Source organism: Aestuariibius insulae, assembly GCF_040783535.2.
In the GTDB taxonomy this organism is placed as follows: Bacteria; Pseudomonadota; Alphaproteobacteria; order Rhodobacterales; family Rhodobacteraceae; genus Aestuariibius; species Aestuariibius insulae.
Genome location: NZ_JBFONW020000006.1, coordinates 130,672 through 147,288, shown reverse-complemented (window position 1 = coordinate 147,288; position 16,617 = coordinate 130,672). Strand labels below are relative to the sequence as shown.

Annotated in this window: 15 protein-coding genes; 5 read left to right on the top strand and 10 right to left on the bottom strand. The window is 62.0% G+C overall.

Annotation, left to right across the window (positions count from 1 at the left end; genetic code table 11):
• Positions 1 to 56: 56 nt before the first annotated feature.
• From AAD018_RS16480 to AAD018_RS16460, 5 genes are all read right to left on the bottom strand, one after another.
• The gene (locus tag AAD018_RS16480; RefSeq protein WP_367315749.1) at positions 57 to 923 is read right to left on the bottom strand and encodes a hypothetical protein; all 867 of its coding nucleotides are present in this window, start codon (positions 921 to 923) and stop codon (positions 57 to 59) included.
• A gap of 96 nt (positions 924 to 1,019) precedes the next feature.
• On the bottom strand, positions 1,020 to 2,399 hold the full coding sequence (rimO, locus tag AAD018_RS16475; RefSeq protein WP_367315750.1) for a 30S ribosomal protein S12 methylthiotransferase RimO: 1,380 nt from the start codon (positions 2,397 to 2,399) through the stop codon (positions 1,020 to 1,022).
• A 41-nt stretch (positions 2,400 to 2,440) separates the two neighbouring features.
• Positions 2,441 to 3,079: an alpha/beta hydrolase gene (locus AAD018_RS16470; protein ID WP_367315751.1), complete on the bottom strand. Its 639-nt coding sequence runs from the start codon at positions 3,077 to 3,079 to the stop codon at positions 2,441 to 2,443.
• Positions 3,076 to 3,981, bottom strand: coding sequence for a ring-cleaving dioxygenase (locus AAD018_RS16465; RefSeq protein WP_367315752.1), 906 nt, complete (start codon positions 3,979 to 3,981; stop codon positions 3,076 to 3,078). Before AAD018_RS16465 ends, AAD018_RS16470 begins: the two co-directional genes overlap by 4 nt.
• Positions 3,982 to 4,076: 95 nt before the next feature.
• Positions 4,077 to 5,279, bottom strand: a complete 1,203-nt coding sequence (locus AAD018_RS16460) for a hypothetical protein (RefSeq protein ID WP_367315754.1) — start codon at positions 5,277 to 5,279, stop codon at positions 4,077 to 4,079.
• 135 nt (positions 5,280 to 5,414) lie between these two features.
• On the opposite strand from AAD018_RS16460, the gene AAD018_RS16455 reads away from it, so the two are divergent.
• Entirely contained in the window at positions 5,415 to 6,380 is a 966-nt protein-coding gene (locus AAD018_RS16455; RefSeq protein WP_367315755.1) for a cupin domain-containing protein, read from the top strand.
• A gap of 647 nt (positions 6,381 to 7,027) precedes the next feature.
• On the opposite strand, the gene AAD018_RS16450 is transcribed toward AAD018_RS16455, so the two are convergent.
• The 3 genes from AAD018_RS16450 to AAD018_RS16440 form a co-directional block, all read right to left on the bottom strand.
• Entirely contained in the window at positions 7,028 to 7,909 is an 882-nt protein-coding gene (locus AAD018_RS16450) for a carbohydrate ABC transporter permease (protein ID WP_367315756.1), read from the bottom strand.
• 1 nt (position 7,910) lies between these two features.
• Positions 7,911 to 8,942 (bottom strand): carbohydrate ABC transporter permease, encoded by a 1,032-nt coding sequence (locus tag AAD018_RS16445; RefSeq protein ID WP_367315757.1) that lies wholly within the window; start codon positions 8,940 to 8,942, stop codon positions 7,911 to 7,913.
• Between the two features lie 64 nt (positions 8,943 to 9,006).
• The gene (locus AAD018_RS16440; protein WP_367315758.1) at positions 9,007 to 10,251 is read right to left on the bottom strand and encodes an ABC transporter substrate-binding protein; all 1,245 of its coding nucleotides are present in this window, start codon (positions 10,249 to 10,251) and stop codon (positions 9,007 to 9,009) included.
• Positions 10,252 to 10,456: 205 nt separating this feature from the next.
• On the opposite strand from AAD018_RS16440, the gene AAD018_RS16435 reads away from it, so the two are divergent.
• The 4 genes from AAD018_RS16435 (at position 10,457) to AAD018_RS16420 (ending at position 14,858) form a co-directional block, all read left to right on the top strand.
• Positions 10,457 to 11,503 (top strand): ABC transporter ATP-binding protein, encoded by a 1,047-nt coding sequence (locus AAD018_RS16435; protein WP_367315896.1) that lies wholly within the window; start codon positions 10,457 to 10,459, stop codon positions 11,501 to 11,503.
• Between the two features lie 183 nt (positions 11,504 to 11,686).
• The gene (locus tag AAD018_RS16430; RefSeq protein WP_367315759.1) at positions 11,687 to 13,672 is read left to right on the top strand and encodes a putative bifunctional diguanylate cyclase/phosphodiesterase; all 1,986 of its coding nucleotides are present in this window, start codon (positions 11,687 to 11,689) and stop codon (positions 13,670 to 13,672) included.
• A 140-nt stretch (positions 13,673 to 13,812) separates the two neighbouring features.
• Entirely contained in the window at positions 13,813 to 14,472 is a 660-nt protein-coding gene (locus tag AAD018_RS16425) for a cytochrome-c peroxidase (RefSeq protein ID WP_412005315.1), read from the top strand.
• Positions 14,469 to 14,858 (top strand): cytochrome-c peroxidase, encoded by a 390-nt coding sequence (locus AAD018_RS16420; protein WP_412005304.1) that lies wholly within the window; start codon positions 14,469 to 14,471, stop codon positions 14,856 to 14,858. Before AAD018_RS16425 ends, AAD018_RS16420 begins: the two co-directional genes overlap by 4 nt.
• A gap of 266 nt (positions 14,859 to 15,124) precedes the next feature.
• On the opposite strand, the gene AAD018_RS16415 is transcribed toward AAD018_RS16420, so the two are convergent.
• Together AAD018_RS16415 and AAD018_RS16410 are read right to left on the bottom strand one after the other, a co-directional pair.
• Positions 15,125 to 15,256: a hypothetical protein gene (locus AAD018_RS16415; protein WP_367315761.1), complete on the bottom strand. Its 132-nt coding sequence runs from the start codon at positions 15,254 to 15,256 to the stop codon at positions 15,125 to 15,127.
• A 37-nt stretch (positions 15,257 to 15,293) separates the two neighbouring features.
• A complete protein-coding gene (locus AAD018_RS16410; RefSeq protein WP_367315762.1) occupies positions 15,294 to 16,538 on the bottom strand; it encodes a formate dehydrogenase subunit gamma in 1,245 nt (414 codons plus the stop codon).
• Positions 16,539 to 16,617: the final 79 nt, after the last annotated feature.

Here is a 16,617-nt window from a genome sequence, read left to right as displayed (position 1 = left end):
ACAGCGCCGCCCGGTGGAATGACCAAACGGCAACCGATGCTTCAACCGAGTCCCAATCAGTTCACCGGATCGGCATAGCTCCACATCCCGGCCTGACGCAGCAGAATATCACCCGAAATCGCGATCGCCCCGAGCCGGCCAAGATCATCGCGATATTCGACCATCCGTGCAAAGGATCGCCGGTTCTCGGCGGGACTGAAGACGACATCATGCCGGTCCGATACCAGAACCAGAAGCGGTCCGTACTGCATCTCCAGCTCGATCCAGAGCGGCTCGTGCAACAACAGCGCATTTTCAAACGCGCCATCCAGAACCAGCCGGTAGGGCGGTCTGAGATTGACGATCTCGACGCGCTCCGCCTCGCTTGCAAGATTTTCAAGCGCCCGTTCGATCAAAGCGGCATCGTCCAGACCCACCCGGTTCTGATCGGCGCGCGTCATAAAGCGCGCAGCCTGAGGCGTGTTTACCATGAAAAACACGCTCAGCCCCGGCAGAAAGGGGCCGACCGGAAACTCGCGCGGGCTGTCATCTCCCGCCGTAATCGTCTCGATCATCTGGCTGGGGCGAAGTGTCGGCAAAATCTGATCGGGTGAAAATGCGGTCAAAAGATCGCTTCCGGACGGGTCGGCCAGAACCGAAGCCGCAAAATCCGCGACCTCGATCTCCCTTTGCTGAGGCGTCAGAAGACTGAGGCGATTGTGTAAAACCGTCGGAAAGACGAAATGCGGCCCGGTGTCGGGTCCCCGGATCTGGATCCGGTCGTCTTCGGGCTCAGGCGTGACCGTGATTTCAGACGGCGCGGCACGGACAAGCGCATCGGTCAGCGCCCTCAGCGTGTCCTCAGACCCGCCATGCCCTTCGGCCCAGACAGGACCACAACCTAAGATTGCGACAGTGAACACGCCTCGGAGAGAAGCCAGCATACATATCTCCCAGTAATCGCACGATAAAGGAAAAACCAGAATTCAATATCGCTACTATTTCGGGAAGACGCGCCGCTGTCGAGGGGCACAAATGTCTCAGACGAGACGACCCCACAAATCGTACTCTCCCGCCTCGTCCACGGCCACGGTCACGATATCGCCGGGGGTCAGATCGGCATGGCCTTCGTCGACGAAAAGCTGGCCATCGATTTCAGGCCCATCGGCCATCGTCCGGCAGGTCGCGGCATCGTCCTCGACCTGATCGACGATCACCTCAAGGGTCTGCCCGACCTTCGCCTCCAGCTTGGCCTCTGAAATCGCCTGCGCCTTCTGCATGAAGCGCTCCCAGCGGTCCTGTTTGACCTCAGGGGCGACATGATTCGGCAGCGTGTTGGACCGCGCGCCCTCAACATTCTCGTACTGAAAGCATCCCACCCGGTCGAGCTGCGCCTCGTCCATCCAGTCGAGGAGGGTCTGAAACTCCGCCTCGGTCTCGCCCGGATAGCCCACGATGAAGGTGGAGCGCAGAGTGATCCCGGAACAGATCTCTCGCCAGGCAGCGATCTCGTCCAGCGTCCGCGCCGCCGCCGCCGGGCGGGCCATCCGCTTGAGTGTGTCCGGATGCGCGTGCTGGAACGGAATGTCGAGGTAAGGCAGCACCAGCCCGTCCGCCATCAGCGGGATCAGATCGCGCACATGGGGGTAGGGATAGACGTAATGCAGACGCACCCATGCGCCGAGCGATCCCAGATCGCGGGCCAGATCGGTGATATGGGCGCGGTGGCCTCGCTCGGTCTTATGCTTCAGATCCAGCCCATAGGCCGAAGTGTCCTGGCTGATAACCAGCAACTCCTTCACGCCATTCTCGACCAGCTTTTCGGCCTCGCGGATCACCGCATGGGCGGGCCGAGAGGCTAGACGGCCCCGCATATCGGGGATGATGCAGAACCGGCACTTGTGATTGCACCCTTCCGAGATCTTCAAATAGCTGTAATGGCGCGGCGTCAGGCTGACCCCGGCGGCGGGCAACAGATCGACGAACGGATCGGGATCGGGCGGCACGGCGTCATGCACCGCGTCTAGCACCTGCTCATATTGATGCGGCCCCGTAACGGCCAGAACCGACGGATGCGCGCCGGTGATATAGTCCGGCTCGGCGCCCAGACAGCCGGTGACAATAACCCGCCCGTTCTCCGTCAACGCCTCTCCTATCGCCTCGAGCGACTCCGCCTTTGCACTGTCGAGAAAGCCGCAGGTGTTCACGATGACCGCGTCGGCCCCGTCATAATCGGGCGAGATCGCATACCCCTCGGCGCGCAGCCGGGTCAGGATGCGTTCGCTGTCGACCAAGGCCTTCGGACAGCCCAGCGACACCATCCCGATCGTCGGCTGCCCCTTGGGCCGCACTGTGGAGAGGTCCCTCTCAAGGCGGGCATTGGCGCGGTCAGGGCGCAGATCGGGCGGATTGGCGGACATGGCGCCCGTCTAAGCCAGATCCACCGCAGGCGGTAGGGCTCTCATGCGGCCCAAAGCGCCCGGACGGCGGTAATCTCGCGCGGCAGGATCCCATGTCCAGCCCCCGGTAGCAGATCCAGCGTGACGTCTGCCCCCAGTCCCTCCAGCACCGTTGCGCTATGAGACACGCGCGCCTTCGGAATATGCGGATCGTCTTCATGGCAGCCCAGATAGGCGGCGGTGCCCGTCAGGTCGGTCTCATAGTTGAAGAGCTTCTCGCCATACCCGTAAAGCGCCTCGCGCGGCCCGGTGCGGGCATCTCCGGTCCCAAGCAAACCGCCGGACAAGGCGGCAACCGAATGCAGACCGCCCCGCCGCGCCGCATATTCCAGCGCAAGGCACGCGCCCTGACTGAACCCCAGAACCGCGATCCGGTGACGCTCCAGCCCCTCGCTCTCAAGCGCCGCAACCGCAGCCTCCACGGCCTCGATCCCTCGCGCAAGCCACGGTCCGATCTCGTCGGCAGGCGCAAGGAACGAGGTCGGCCACCACGAATTGCCATCCGCCTCGGGCGCGGCGAACCGCATGTCATCGGTGCCGACCGCATCGGCCAGCCCCATGATATCGGCCGCTGATCCGCCGCGCCCGTGAAGAAGAACCGCGCCCAAACGGGGCGCGGCGGTCGTGCCTGCAAGGATCATACGCGGATCTCCGGTAGCGCGGCCTCGATGCGGGGCCGCATAGCTTCGTATTGCTCCGGCAGTTTGAGCGCTTCGCCCAGATGCGCAAGCTCTTCATCGCGGGTGAAACCGGGCGGATCGGTCGCGATCTCGAACAGGACGCCCCCGGGCTCGCGGAAATAGATTGCGTTAAAATACTGCCGGTCGATCACGGGCGTCACGTCATAGCCCTGGCTCAGAAGCTTCTCGCGCCAAGCCAGCTGCGTGTCGTCATCCTCGGCCCGGAAAGCGATGTGATGGATCGTACCCGCACCGGACACACCCCGGCTTTGGCTGCGCACCAGATCGAGCACGGCACCCCGCGCATCCCCCGGCGCTTTCAGCCGGAGCCTCTCTCCCTCCGGCCCACTCTCGTGACCCGCCTCCTCATAGCCCAGAACATCGGTCATGAGCCGCTGCGTCGGCTCAAGATCCGCCTCGTGTAGAGTAGCGGAATAGAATCCGCCCTCCGCTGGCGTCCCCGCACCGGGCACCCCGATCAGCTCGACCGCCGCCCCGTCAGGATCGCGCAACGTTACGACTCGCGCGCCAAAGCGCTCGACCGGTCCCTCGATCTCGACCCCCCGCGCCGACAGCTCCCGGACCCAGTCATCCAGATCCGAGGTCGCATAAGCATAGGCACTCGCCATTCCCGCCCCCGGCCGCCCGGGACGGGCGCCGACGAAAGGAAAGAAGGTCAGGATCGTGCCGGGATCGGCGGTCTGATTGCCGTAATAGAGGTGATAGGTGCCCGGATCATCGAAGTTGATGGTCTTCTTCACGAGCCGTTGGCCCAGCACCTTGGTGAAGAAATCGACGTTGGCCTGCGGCGGCCCCGAAATGGCGGTGACGTGATGCAGGCCGGGAAGAGCGGATTGGGTCATAAGATGATCTCCTTTTCAGGTCAGGAGATATGTCTCTCCGCAGAAAACAAAAATCCGCACATCCTCACCGGCCCGGTGCGTAAGCGCACAGCGGATCAGATGCGCGACGCCAGAAAGTACTGCGTGACATAGCCGTCCCGCTCCCAGAACGCGCGGCGAGGTCCCGCGCGCAAGCCAAGTGAGGTGATCCGGCTCAGATCCCAGTTCTGCGGATTGCGCGTTTGCCCCATCGGATTGGCGGCCTCGTGATTGACCGACAGCAGATCGCCCCCGGTCTCCGCGATAAGCTGGAAATACCCGTCCTGCGCTGCCCGCGACATTTCGACAAAACTGTCGAAGTTCACGAAAAGCGGCGGCTCCTCCCCGTCCTGCCGGAACATCTCTGCGGTCAGAGGCCTAAGCGCGTCATGCACCGCAACGTCTCCCCGCTTTTCATCCCCCTCGGTCGGTGCATCCTTCGCCAAAGGCCACCGCCAGCGGGATCTGGGTGCCGCCTGATGCGGCCAAAGCTCGGTCGTGATGCCGTTTCCTTCGAGAAAGAGAAACTGCGTCAGGCTCACCAAAGGCAGATCGATGATGTCATAGCGAAGCCTCAGATCGCGCGCGCCATGAAAGGCGACCCGTCCCAGACCGCCACCGATCTCGACGATGCGGCCATAGGTCCGGCCCGCCAGCGCCTCCATCTCGGCCAGGTGATCGCGGATCTCCCGCACATAGCCGAGCGAAATCGCCTCGCGCAGCGTGAGAGGCCCCAGCGTCGTCCTCAGCCCCCAGGAGCCTGGCGATGTCAGCGGAACCGGACCGGACAGGCCAAGCCTCTCCGCGACGGCCGGAACGGTCTCGGCCAGATGATCCTCGTGGAGATAGGGGATGTTCTCGGTCTGCTCGGGATTGTAATGCCGCAGGGCGCCGACAGCCGCGGCGGTTCGCAGCAGGGTCGCGTGGATGGTGGTGGCCTGCTTTCGGCGATGGGACACCTTGGCATCGAGGATCTGCTTCATATTCCGATAGAAATCGTAGCCGGTGAAAGTCGGCGTCGCATGAATGTCGCGCAGAAAGTCGAGAAGGACCTCCGTGTCCCCCGAGGCCAGCGCCTCGGCGAACGGGCGCTGCGAGCGTTCGGCATGGATCGCCCAGACGCTTTCGACATCCGGAGCGTCCGGCCCGCGCCTACCCTTGAAGGCCGTGATCGCCCGCGCCGCCGCTTCGGGCTGCGCCATGCCGCCCTCACGCTTGTCCTCAACAAGCGTCGGGCGCCAGCCGGGACTGGATGGGGTGGGCGCCTCGGTGTCGGTCATCTGCGGCCTGCGGGTTTCTCGTATGGATTGAGCGTGAAGGACCGTATTTCGCACCGGATCGCAAGAGACCTTTCGCGTGACCCCGATTGCGGTAATCTGGCGCTCCCGGTTTCCCGACGTGACGAGGACGACGACATGACCCCCGCTGACCTGACCGACCGCATCGTGCGCTATGGCGATCTGGTGCCGTGCCGGACCGCCTTCATCGACGCCCACACGCCTGGGTCGGACCGGAAGGAGAACTTCACGATCATCGGCGGCGGCGTCTCAGAAAGCCCCGACCAGCACGTCCATATCGCCGAACCTCACGGCTTCAACATCGGCGCAGCGGGGCAGCCGCCCCATTGCCGCAACTCTCTACATTCGCACCGGACGGCAGAGGTGTTCTTTGTGCTGAGCGGGCGCTGGCGCTTCTTCTGGGGCCGCTGGGGCGATGCGGGTGAGGTGGTGCTGGAGGAAGGCGATATCATCAATATCCCCACCGGCATCTTCCGGGGGTTTGAAAATATCGGCACCGATTACGGGATGATCATGGCGATCCTGGGCGGCGATGATGCGGGCGGCGGCGTGATCTGGGCGCCGCAGGTCATTGAGGATGCCCAAGCCCACGGCCTGGTCCTTGGAGAGAACGGAAAGCTATACGACAGCAAAAAGGGCGAGAGCCTGCCGGACGGCGTCGGGCCGATGCCGGTGCTCACCAACGAGGCACTCAAGGACTATCCCGAGATGACGCCGATGCAGGTCGTGGGCTACGGCGTCCGGCGCTATCTCGACATGGCGGCCTTATCCCAGGACACGCCGGTGAAGGTGATCGGAGAGACCGGGATCATCCGCGACAAGCCCGGCTTCGAGGTCGATCTGGTGACCCGCTCCTCCGCCTCCGAGACGATGCACTCGCACGACCGCGCCTCGGTCCTGATGCCGGTCAAGGGCCACTGGCGCATCCGCTGGGAGGGCGGCGAGACGACACTCGCCCCCGGCGACACGATGAGTGTGCCTGGCGGGTTGGATCACAGCGCCGTTCCCTCGATGACGGGGGAGGCGACGCTTTATCACATCGTGGGAACGGATGATCCGGCTGGACCGAGCTGGCTAAGTTGAGTGCCGTTCAAGCTTCTCAACGCCTTCCGTGGGAGCAATATAGCTTTTCTTGAACGCCACTGGGGAGTTTGAAGGGTATATTATTTTCGATCCAGGACGTCTGGTTCGGAACGGAGTGCTTGACGAGGTGCAGGCCGGTGTCATTCACCGAAGGTCCGCGAAGCGCTAACACGATTTGCCATCGATTTCTGTCTGACTCTGGGGGTGGTTATTGCCATTCTTGGTCTGATTCGATGGATGGCGTCACTGCTTCCTGCGGTAATGATGTGCGGCTCCGCGCATGCATCGAAGGCTCTTCAATGCCGGGATCGTCTTTGTGGCCCTCAATCGATACACGCAATTCCTTGAAATATTTAGGGGTTCGCTAGCCCCCGCCATTGCGGGGGTCTCGGCGGTAGCGCTGGCTTGGTGGCTTCGGCAGGTCAACAGACAGGTCTCGGAGCGGTGGTCGGGATGAGGGACGGGACCGGCGCTCCCGCTGAGCGGATCGCCCCGCCCACCGTCCCCGGCGAGGCGCTAGAGGCCAGATGCTGGCGCCGGTTGCGACGGAGAAATCGAGTATTTTTAGCCAGATGAAGGGGTGTGGGTCTGGAGCTCCGCCCGTTCGGCGCTGAACTCTCTCCACTGGAGAGAGTTCCGGGCGCGCCTCACCCTTTCACAGCGCCCGCGGTCAATCCGCTGACGATCTGGCGCTGGAAGAACATCACCAGCAGGAACAATGGCGCCGTCGCCGAGACAACCGAAGCGACCGCAAACATCACGTTGCCCTCGACCTGGACCGAACCGAGGAAGCTGGCGATCTTGGGCACCATCGTGTGGTTCTCCTGGCTCAGCAGCAGTGCCGTCACCGTGAAATCGTTATAGGCCAGCAGGAACGAGAAGAGCCCCGTCGTGATCACGCCCGGCCACATCACCGGCACGATCACGTGGCGGAAGGCCTGGAACCGGGTGCAGCCATCGACCATCGCGCTTTCATCGAGATCCTTGGGGATGTTGAGAAAGAACGAATGCAGCATCCAAAGCGTGAAGGGCTGATTGATCGCGACCAGCACGATGATCGAGGTCGAGAGCCGCCCCCAGACACCCCATTCGAAAAACGGCAGCAGGTAGCCCGAGACCAGCGTGATATGCGGCATGGCGCGGAAGATCAGCGCGGCCATCAGGATCCAGAAGGCGTATTTGTAGCCCGACCGCGCCAGCGCGTAGCCGCCCAGTGTCCCGAAGGTCAGCGAGATGATCACGACGAAGACCACGACCACGATCGTATTCAGCGCCGCGCGCCAGAACTCTTCCTGCACCCAGGCGCCTTCATAGGCTTGCCCGGTGAAGGCCGCGCCGGTCTCGGCAACCGTGCGCGTGCCATACAAGGCGTTGGTCCAGTCGGCCTTGGAGAAGAAGTCGCCCTGCACCTTGAAGCTGCCCCAAAGCGTCCAGAGGAAGGGGAAGGCCGCGACGATCAGCCAGAGGAGAATAAAGGCGGTCGAGAAGACCACCAGCGTCTGCGAACGGGCCTGCGCCTTTGAGGCCATGTCAGACCGCCTTCCGGTTGAAGTCGCGCCAGGTGCGGACGACGACAGGGGTCAACAGGATCGCGATGCCGATGATCGTCAGCACCGATGTCGCTGCAGCCGAGCCGAAAAGCGCGCCGGCCTCGTTCCTCAGATCGTCGAAGATGATCCAGGAGAGCGAGGTCGCGTTCGCCTCCGCCGAGAAGCCGACGATGGGCTCGAAAACGCGGAAATTGTCCATCAGCTGGATCAGCGTGATGAAGATGACAAGCGGCATCAGATGCGGGATCGTCACATGCCGGACGCGCTGCCAGCGAGAGGCGCCGTCGATCATCGCCGCTTCCAGCGTTTCCTCGGACACGGTCTGAAGGCCTGCATAGAAGACGATGAAGGCGAAGGGCGCCGAGTGCCAGACGCCATAGACGAAAAGCGTGATCCAGGTCAGCGTCGGCGAGGCCTTGAGCGACAGGTTCGGATCGTCAAACAGGTTCTGCAGCGATGCCCCAAGGATGCCGCGCGCATCGATCATCCAGAAAAGGATCAGCGAGCCGATCAGGGGCGTCACGATCATCGGCAGCAGCGTGAAGAAGATCGTCGGGCCCTTCACGATCCGCGGCAACGCATTGACCGCGAGCGCGATCATCAAACCCAGGATCAGCACCAGCGGCGTGACGATGAACGTATAGGCCAGCGTGAAGGCCAGCGCCTTATAGAAGGGCAGGTTCATGACCCGCCCGAAGAACTCGCCGAGGCTATCCGAGGCGCGCCAGGCGATGCCGATCTCGGTCGTCGCCAGATGGCTGCGGTTAAAATACGTGCCCAGCCCGTTGAACCGTCCTAGCGGCTCTGCGTCGCGCAGGGCCTGCGTCGCCTCCTGGTCGATGGTTGTGGACGGGGTGCAGCCGAAGGGGCCGCAGTTTTCCGTCGTGATCAGGACCTGCTCATGCTCGACATGGAGCGACTGGACCACAACCGACACGATGGGCAGCGCGATGAAAAGCAGCATCGCGGCCAGCGACGGAAAGATGAACTTGAGGAAGGTGCCGTGGGTCATGGACGGTCCGCCGGGCCTTGGGGAAGGGTCGAAGGGGCGGACGCGCCGCCCCTTCGGTCAGCTTTTACTGAAGGTAGCCCTGCTCGCGGGCGGCCGTGGTGTAGGCCGCTTCGGTATCGGCCAGCGCCTGCTCGGCGCTTTCGCTGCCTTGCATGAAGTCGGCCAGCTCATTGCCGAGCGCCGTGTGCAGAAGGCCCATATAAGGCAGCATCGGATAAGGCGCGGTGCTCGATTGCGCAGTCGCGGCCACGCCTTCGGCAGCCGGTCCCGGCTGGTAGCCTTCGATCAGCCAGACGGCGGCGTCCATATTGCCATCCATCACTGCCGGATCGATGCCGTTCACCATGGCGATAAAGGTCGCCTCGGCATCCTCGTCCGAGATGTTGGAGGCGATGGTAAAGCCGTCCCACCAAAGCGTGGAGGCCGGGCGCTCGCCGCCACCGACCGTGGGCGCTCCGACAAGCTGCGTCGCCGATGTGACCTCATCGGTGGAGCCTTCCTCGTCGAGGATCGTCGCCCCGCGCGAGCCCCACATGGTGGCGATGGCGATCTCGCCCGATTCCCACAGCGCCGAGGTCGCGTTGGAATCGAAGGTCAGGAAATCGGGATCGGCATATTCGTTGAGCGATCTGAGCATCTCGAGCGCGGCAATTCCGGCTTCGTTGTTGATCGCGACATTCGCGGTGCCCGGCTCGAAGAACTCCCCGCCATAGCCCAGATACATGTTCACGAATTCCTCGGCGAGGTTCCAACCCACCTGCGTGTTCATGGCAAAGGGATCGTCCATGATCCCCGCATCCTCGATCGCGGCGGAGGCTTCGATTACCTCCTCATAGGTCGTCGGGATCTCGACGCCGGCCTGCTCGAGGATATCCGTGCGCACGAAGAGATGCTGCGCATTGGCCATGAAGGCGATGGCCATCACCTGCCCGTCGATGGTGATCATCTGGGTCGGGCTCAGGCTCTGGCCATGCTCGGCGATCAGATCGTCCAGCGGACGGATCAGCCCTTCATTCAGAAGCGGCAGGATCGATCCGTTGGCGACCACGGCGGCCGTGTATTCGGACGGGTTCGCCGATAGCGCGGCAACCTGGATGTCCTTGTGCTCTGTCGTCTGGTTGGCGCTGAACTCGATCCCGTCCGTCGCGCAGGTCTGCGCCCGCTCGACAACTGCCCGCAAGGCCGGGAAGTCATTGGACAGGATGCTGATCCGGCCATTTTCAATCCCGCAGCCATGGCCTTCGGCAAAGGCCATCCCGGCCGTCAGAGCCAGGGCGCTTGCCCCGATCAGGGTGTTCATCTTCGACATACCAGTACTCCCGTTGGTGACATTGCTTTGACCGGATCGTTTCGGGCCCGAAGGGGCATGCCCGGCATATCGGCCAAGGCTGCGACAGGGGCCATGCGATTGCAACAGATTTTGCGGGCGGCGTCCGGTACGGGTTTGCTCTTGCCAGCGGTAATCGCGGCCCCCTAGGCTGCCGGGATCGACAGGAATGCCGAAGGAGCCGCGCGTGGCCGAAATCCAGCTCAAGAACGTCACCAAAAGATGGGGCTCCTTTGTCGGCGTCGACAAGTTCGACCTGACAATTCCGGATCGCGAGTTTCTGGTCCTGCTCGGTCCGTCGGGATGCGGCAAGACCACGACGATGCGCATGATCGCGGGCCTCGAGGATGTGACCGACGGCGAGATCCTCGTCGACGGAACCCGCATCAACGATCTCGATCCCAAGGACCGGGACGTGGCGATGGTGTTCCAAAGCTACGCGCTCTACCCGAACATGAACGTCTACGACAACATCCGCTTTCCCCTGAAGGTCCGGAAGATCCCCGAAGCCGAACATGATGCCCGCGTCAAACGCGCCTCGGCCATGGTGGAGCTTGACGACTTTCTCCACCGCAAACCGGCAGAGCTCTCGGGCGGTCAGCGCCAGCGGGTCGCGCTCGCCCGCGCCATCGTGCGCGAGCCCAACGTCTTTCTCATGGACGAGCCGCTCTCGAACCTCGACGCCAAACTACGGGTCTCGACCCGGGCGCAGATCAAGAATCTCAGCCACGAGCTGAAGGTCACGACGATCTACGTCACCCACGACCAGATCGAGGCGATGACCTTAGCCGACCGCGTTGTGGTGATGTCCAAGGGCATCGTCCAGCAGGTCGGCACCCCGACCGAGATCTACGACACCCCCGCCAATATCTTCGTGGCGGGCTTTATCGGCAGCCCTGCAATGAACCTGATGGAAGGCACCCTTTCGGGCGGTGTCTTTGAGGCGGCCAATGTCCGGATCGCGGGCCTTCCCTCGGACTATGACGGGCCCGTCACGCTTGGCTTTCGCGCCGAGGATGCCTCGATCGTCCCCGATCAGGGAGAGCTCTCCGCGCCCGTCTATTCGCTGGAGCTTCTCGGGGACGCGACGATGGTCACCGCCAAGGCTGGGGGCACGATTATTTCGGTCAAAGCCGACAAGGATTTTCGCGCCGCGATCGGCGATCCCATCCAGGCCCGTATCCCGGCCGAGCAGTGTCATCTCTTCGATCCGCAAACCGGCAAACATCTCTAAGACATCGCCAGCTTCCTAAGCGTTTTAATAAAATGTTCTCTTAAAGTTCACCATCCGTTCATCTCTTCTGACTAAGGCTAAGCCATCGATGGCGAGGCTTGTCTGTAGATGGTATCAGTTTTTTCCAAATCTCCGGACGGCGGGTCATCTGATCCCCGATCTATCGGACCGTTTCGTGCTCTCATGAACCGCAGTCTGTCACTCTTTGTTTCGCTGTGGTTCATCTTTGCCCTGATCGCCCTCTTCGCTATCGCGAGCACCGCAATCGTTTTCCAGATCAAGAAATCGTTCGAGCAAAGCCTCGTCAGCGAAACGGTCACCCAAGGGCCTCGTGTGAAGGATGCGGCTTATGCCCTGACCGGGATCCATAACCTCGAACGCGAACTGTTCTACGGGGCGTCGCTCGGCAATGTGTATCCCGACTGGCGGTCTAGTCTGGAAAATAGACTAGGTGCGCTCTACTTTCAAGCCGACAATTTTGCCAGCAGCATGGACGAGGGGCCGGAGCCGGAAGCGGCGCGACGAATGTATCTCGCGGTTACCGATTCGATCGAAATCGCCCAACGCAGCCTGATTGCGGACGATACCGAAGTGCCACAACTTCTAACCGAATTTCGTGCTCAATCAGAGGATTCGCGGATCGCGATCGTCCGGTATATCGACCTTATCCGCAACGCGCAGGAGACTGAGATAGAGAGACAATCAGCCGTTATCGGTATCGTCTCCAATTGGCTTGCCTTCGCCATTATCGGCGTCAATCTGGTTGTTGCCTGCCTGCTTTTCCTGCTCCGTGTCGAGGTAAAAGCCCGGCGCCGCCGCGAAGAGGCGGAGCATCAGGCAGAATTTCTGACCCGAAACGACGTTCTGACGAACTTGCCCAATCGCGTTGCCCTGCACGAGGTCCTCGCTCAAATCGCGGCGTCCGACCGCACTTGTCTGCTTCTCCTGATCGATGTGGAACGGTTCAGCGCAATCAACGAGGCATATGGACATGCGGGCGGCGACATTGTCCTGCAGACCGTCGGCTCGCGCCTTGAGGACTGGGCGCTCGCCCGCAATGGCATCGCGGCTCGTCTGGGCGGGGACGAGTTCGGTGTTCTGATCCCGCAGGACACGGATATTTGCGACGCCGACATTCAGACAGATTTTATTGATAGTCTTGATCGCGCCGTCGACGTTCCGGGAACAAGCCTGCACATCGTTCTCTCCGTCGGCGCCGCGCAAAGCAGCCAGATCCAGAAGGATGCCGATAACTGGTCCGAGGCGCTTGCCCGGGCAGCCGAGCTGGCTTTGGCCGAAGCAAAGTATCGCAGCAAGCAGGAACTCGTTTGCTACAGTGCAGAACTGGAAGAACAGTTAGGCCGTCGCCGCGAGATGATCCAGGCAATCCCCGCCGGGTTGCTCAACGGTGAGTTTTTCCCCGTCTTCCAGCCAAAGGTCGATCTCGCAACGCACGCGGTCTCGGGATTTGAGGCGTTGATAAGATGGCGCCGCGAGGCCACCGTCATCTCTCCGGGCGAGTTCATTCCCCTGGCAGAGGAAACCGGTCACATCGTTGATCTAGACCTCTTCGTCTTGCGAGAGGCGAGCCGGCAGCTCTCCCAATGGAACAGGCTCTACAAACGTAAGCTGACGGTAAGCGTAAACCTCTCGCCGCTTCATTTCGCAAGTGACAGGATCGTCGGCCTGGTGGCCAAGGTTCTCGAGGAGTTCGATCTGGATCCGTCCTTGTTGACCCTCGAGATCACAGAAACCGTGATGCTGACCAACTGGCAAGATGTGGAGACTATTCTGACCGCGCTGTCCGAGCTTGGCGTCAAGATCTCGCTGGACGATTTTGGAACCGGCTATTCCAGCCTCGCCTATCTGCGCCAGATCCCCGCCGACGAGCTCAAGATCGACCGCAGCTTCATCACCGAAATAGAAAGGTCTGACGAGGCGCGTTTCATCTTCGACGCTATCGTTGATATCGCGACCGGCTTGCGCATGACGATCGTGGTGGAGGGGATCGAAACCGACGCTCAGGCCCAGATCGTCACAAGCTTTGGATGCAACCTCGGCCAAGGCTTTCTCTGGGGACGACCGGAGCCACCCGAAGGAGCTGAAGTGCTGATCCGCAATGGCATCGAGATGCCGCAACCCGCCATCGATGTCGGGCGACTGGCCTAGATACAGGGTCCGTTCAACGACGTCTCATCCCACCGGGTCAAAGCACGAAGTCAATATGAGCACTTGAAGGGGTGCGCGATGACAACCGCAAGGCAGACGGTTTCTAGAACGATCTCGCGCGGGATCGCCGGTTCCACCGAATTTGCGCAGCAAAACCTCGGCCTCCTTCACCGGTTCCAACAGCCAGCGAAGGAGAACTCGACACCTTCGTCCTCAATCTGGGACGCCTTCTCTTCTTTGAAACGCGTCTGTCATGCGACGGATCCCTAGCCTGCGCGACTTGCCACGATCCCAGCTTCGGGCGGGGCGACGGACTCGATCTATCGCGCGGATATCCCGTAAACGTCCACTGGCGAAACTCGCCGACAATCGTCAATAGCGGGTATCTGACCAAAGGCTGGCTCTGGACGGGCGAGGCAGGTGCGCTCGACAAGCAAGCCGGCGGCGCGATGGGCGCGGCGCTGATCGGAAACATGAACCATCTTCTGGCCGAAGAGCGGCTGCGGCAGATCCCGGTCTATGTCGACCGCTTTGATCGCGCCTTTGGAGAGCCACCGAGCGCTCCGCTCGCCTTCCAGGCCATTGCCGAGTTCGAGCGGTCGCTTATCTCCGACGATAGCCCATTCGACCTTTATATGCGCGGTGACGAGGCCGCGATGTCCGAAGAGGCGCTTCGCGGAATGGATCTGTTCGAAGGCAAGGCCGGATGCATCGCCTGCACAACGGTCCATTGGCGACGGATCAGGGGTTCCACAATCTCGGAGTGCCTCCCCATCCATCTTTCAAGGAAGAACCGTTGAGGCAAATCGCGCTCCGCGAGCGGCTGAGAAGCAAGAAGGTGGAGGACCCGGAAATCTTTGCGGAGCTGCGCGATCCCGGCCTCTACGCGGTTACCAAAGATCGGGCCGATCTGGGCAAGTACCGGACGGCGCCCCTGCGCTATCTCGTCTACACCGCACCCTACATGCATAACGGCAGCTTGAGCACGCTTGAGGAGGTCGTCGACTTCTACAATCGCGGTGGCGGAAGCGAGGAGGAGGTTTGGGGAACCAAATCCGACCTGCTGCGCCCGCTTGATTTAAGCGAGACCGAGAAAACCGATCTGGTCGCGTTTCTGAAAAGCATGTCGGGATCGGAGCTCTTCGTCGAATGGCCCGACGCGCCGCCCTACGAGACAACGGACTGACATCCGGGGGCAGTCCTCAAGACAAGCCGCGATCCCCCGGGATCGTGGCCCAAGATCCATCTCACTTATGGGTCACACAGATCCGGATCCGACCCTCTCTCCCAGATCAAAAGTTTCCGGTCGAAGCAGGCGCGACGGACCAGACATGTCTGGCCGCCAAACGGCCAAGACGACACTCCGTCATCAAATACCCCCACCGGGCTGACGCAAGCGCAAGGCCCGCCCCCCTCGATACCCAGCAGCCCCGCCAAACGCGGGTCAACGCGTCAGCTGTCGTCCAGCCGAACATCCGCGCCAGACCCGCGATCCGAGCTTGAGAACCCGATCCGGTCGAGCGCCAGATCGGCTCCAACGGCAAGGATCCCCATCGCCACGAAGGCTAGAAACATCGCTTTCATCCTGGCAGTCCTCCTTGTTTCCGTCCGCCGCGCCCGCTCATTCCGCAGGCGTTGCCTGAGCCGACCCCGACGGCGCCGCGCTCTTCTCTGTCAGCACCTTTTCGGCCCAGATGCTGTGGTGCTCGCGCGCCCATTGTTCTTCGACCTCGCCGCTGCCCATGGCGTCATAGGCGCCCTCCATCCCGACCGAGCCGATATAGATATGCGCGATGATGATCGCCATCAGCACGAAGCTGACGATCGCGTGCCAAAGCTGCGCATACTGCATCTCGACATGCGGTGCGAAAGCCGTCTCAAGCGGCGCGAAACCGAACCAGCCCGGAACGCCCAGCGCATTGATCTTGTCAAAGGTCGCCGCAAACATCGGCAGCTCGAACGGAAAGAGCAGCGACAGACCAGAGGCAGAGATCGAGGTGCCCAGAACGATGACCGACCAGAAGATCAGCTTTTGACCTGCATTGAACTTCTTGGCGGGCGGGTGATGCTTGGTGAAGATCCCGCCGCCTTGCGCCAGCCATTTGATGTCAGTCCGGTCCGGCAGGTTGTGCCAGACCCACATCACGAAGATCAGCACCAGCGCAATCATGAAAGCCCAGCTGACATTGTTGTGGATCCATTTCGACGCCAGCGCGAGCGTCGCATAGACCTCGCGCGCCCGCTCGTAGTTTTCCGGATTGTCGGCGCTTTGAAAGGCCGCAATCGCCTTGCGCCCGAACAGCGACACCAGCCCCGTGATCCCCAGTAGAATGAAAGACCCGGCCAGCAGCCAGTGCCCAAACCGCTCCACCGCTTGAAAACGGGTGATCGTGCGCCCCGTCTTGGCCCCATCGATGCGGATCCGGCCCCGAATAACGTAAAACAAGGCCAACAGCGCAATCGTCGCAAGAAGCAGATAGCCCCCATAGACCGCCACGGGCCCGTCGCGAAGCTGCAGCCAGCGCATGCCGCCATCCTGGATCAGCGTCGTCGCCGCAGGCCCGCGCACCTGCGTGGTCACATCGGCCGTATCATAGCGCAAACCGCGCCACAGATCGGGATCGGACGCACCGCCCCGTGTGCCCAGCTGACCGGTCGTCGGCGCAGCCGCCTCCGGATCGCCGGTCAGATCGCTGCGAAAACTGTCATCCACGTTAAGCTGCTCTTGCCGGGCGAGAATATCCTCCAGCGTCTGCGCCCCTCCGGTCGCGGCGCGGTCCGGATCGGACGGGGTAAAGCCGTCCTGCGCGACAGCGCCCGTACCAAGGCAGAGAACAAGAAGAAGAGCGAGCAATCTGTGGACCATGACGGACCCCTCAAGTGGGAAGCGAACAGCTGTCGTAAGATCAACGGACGGCCCGTCTCTGGGCTGTCAGACAAAAAAC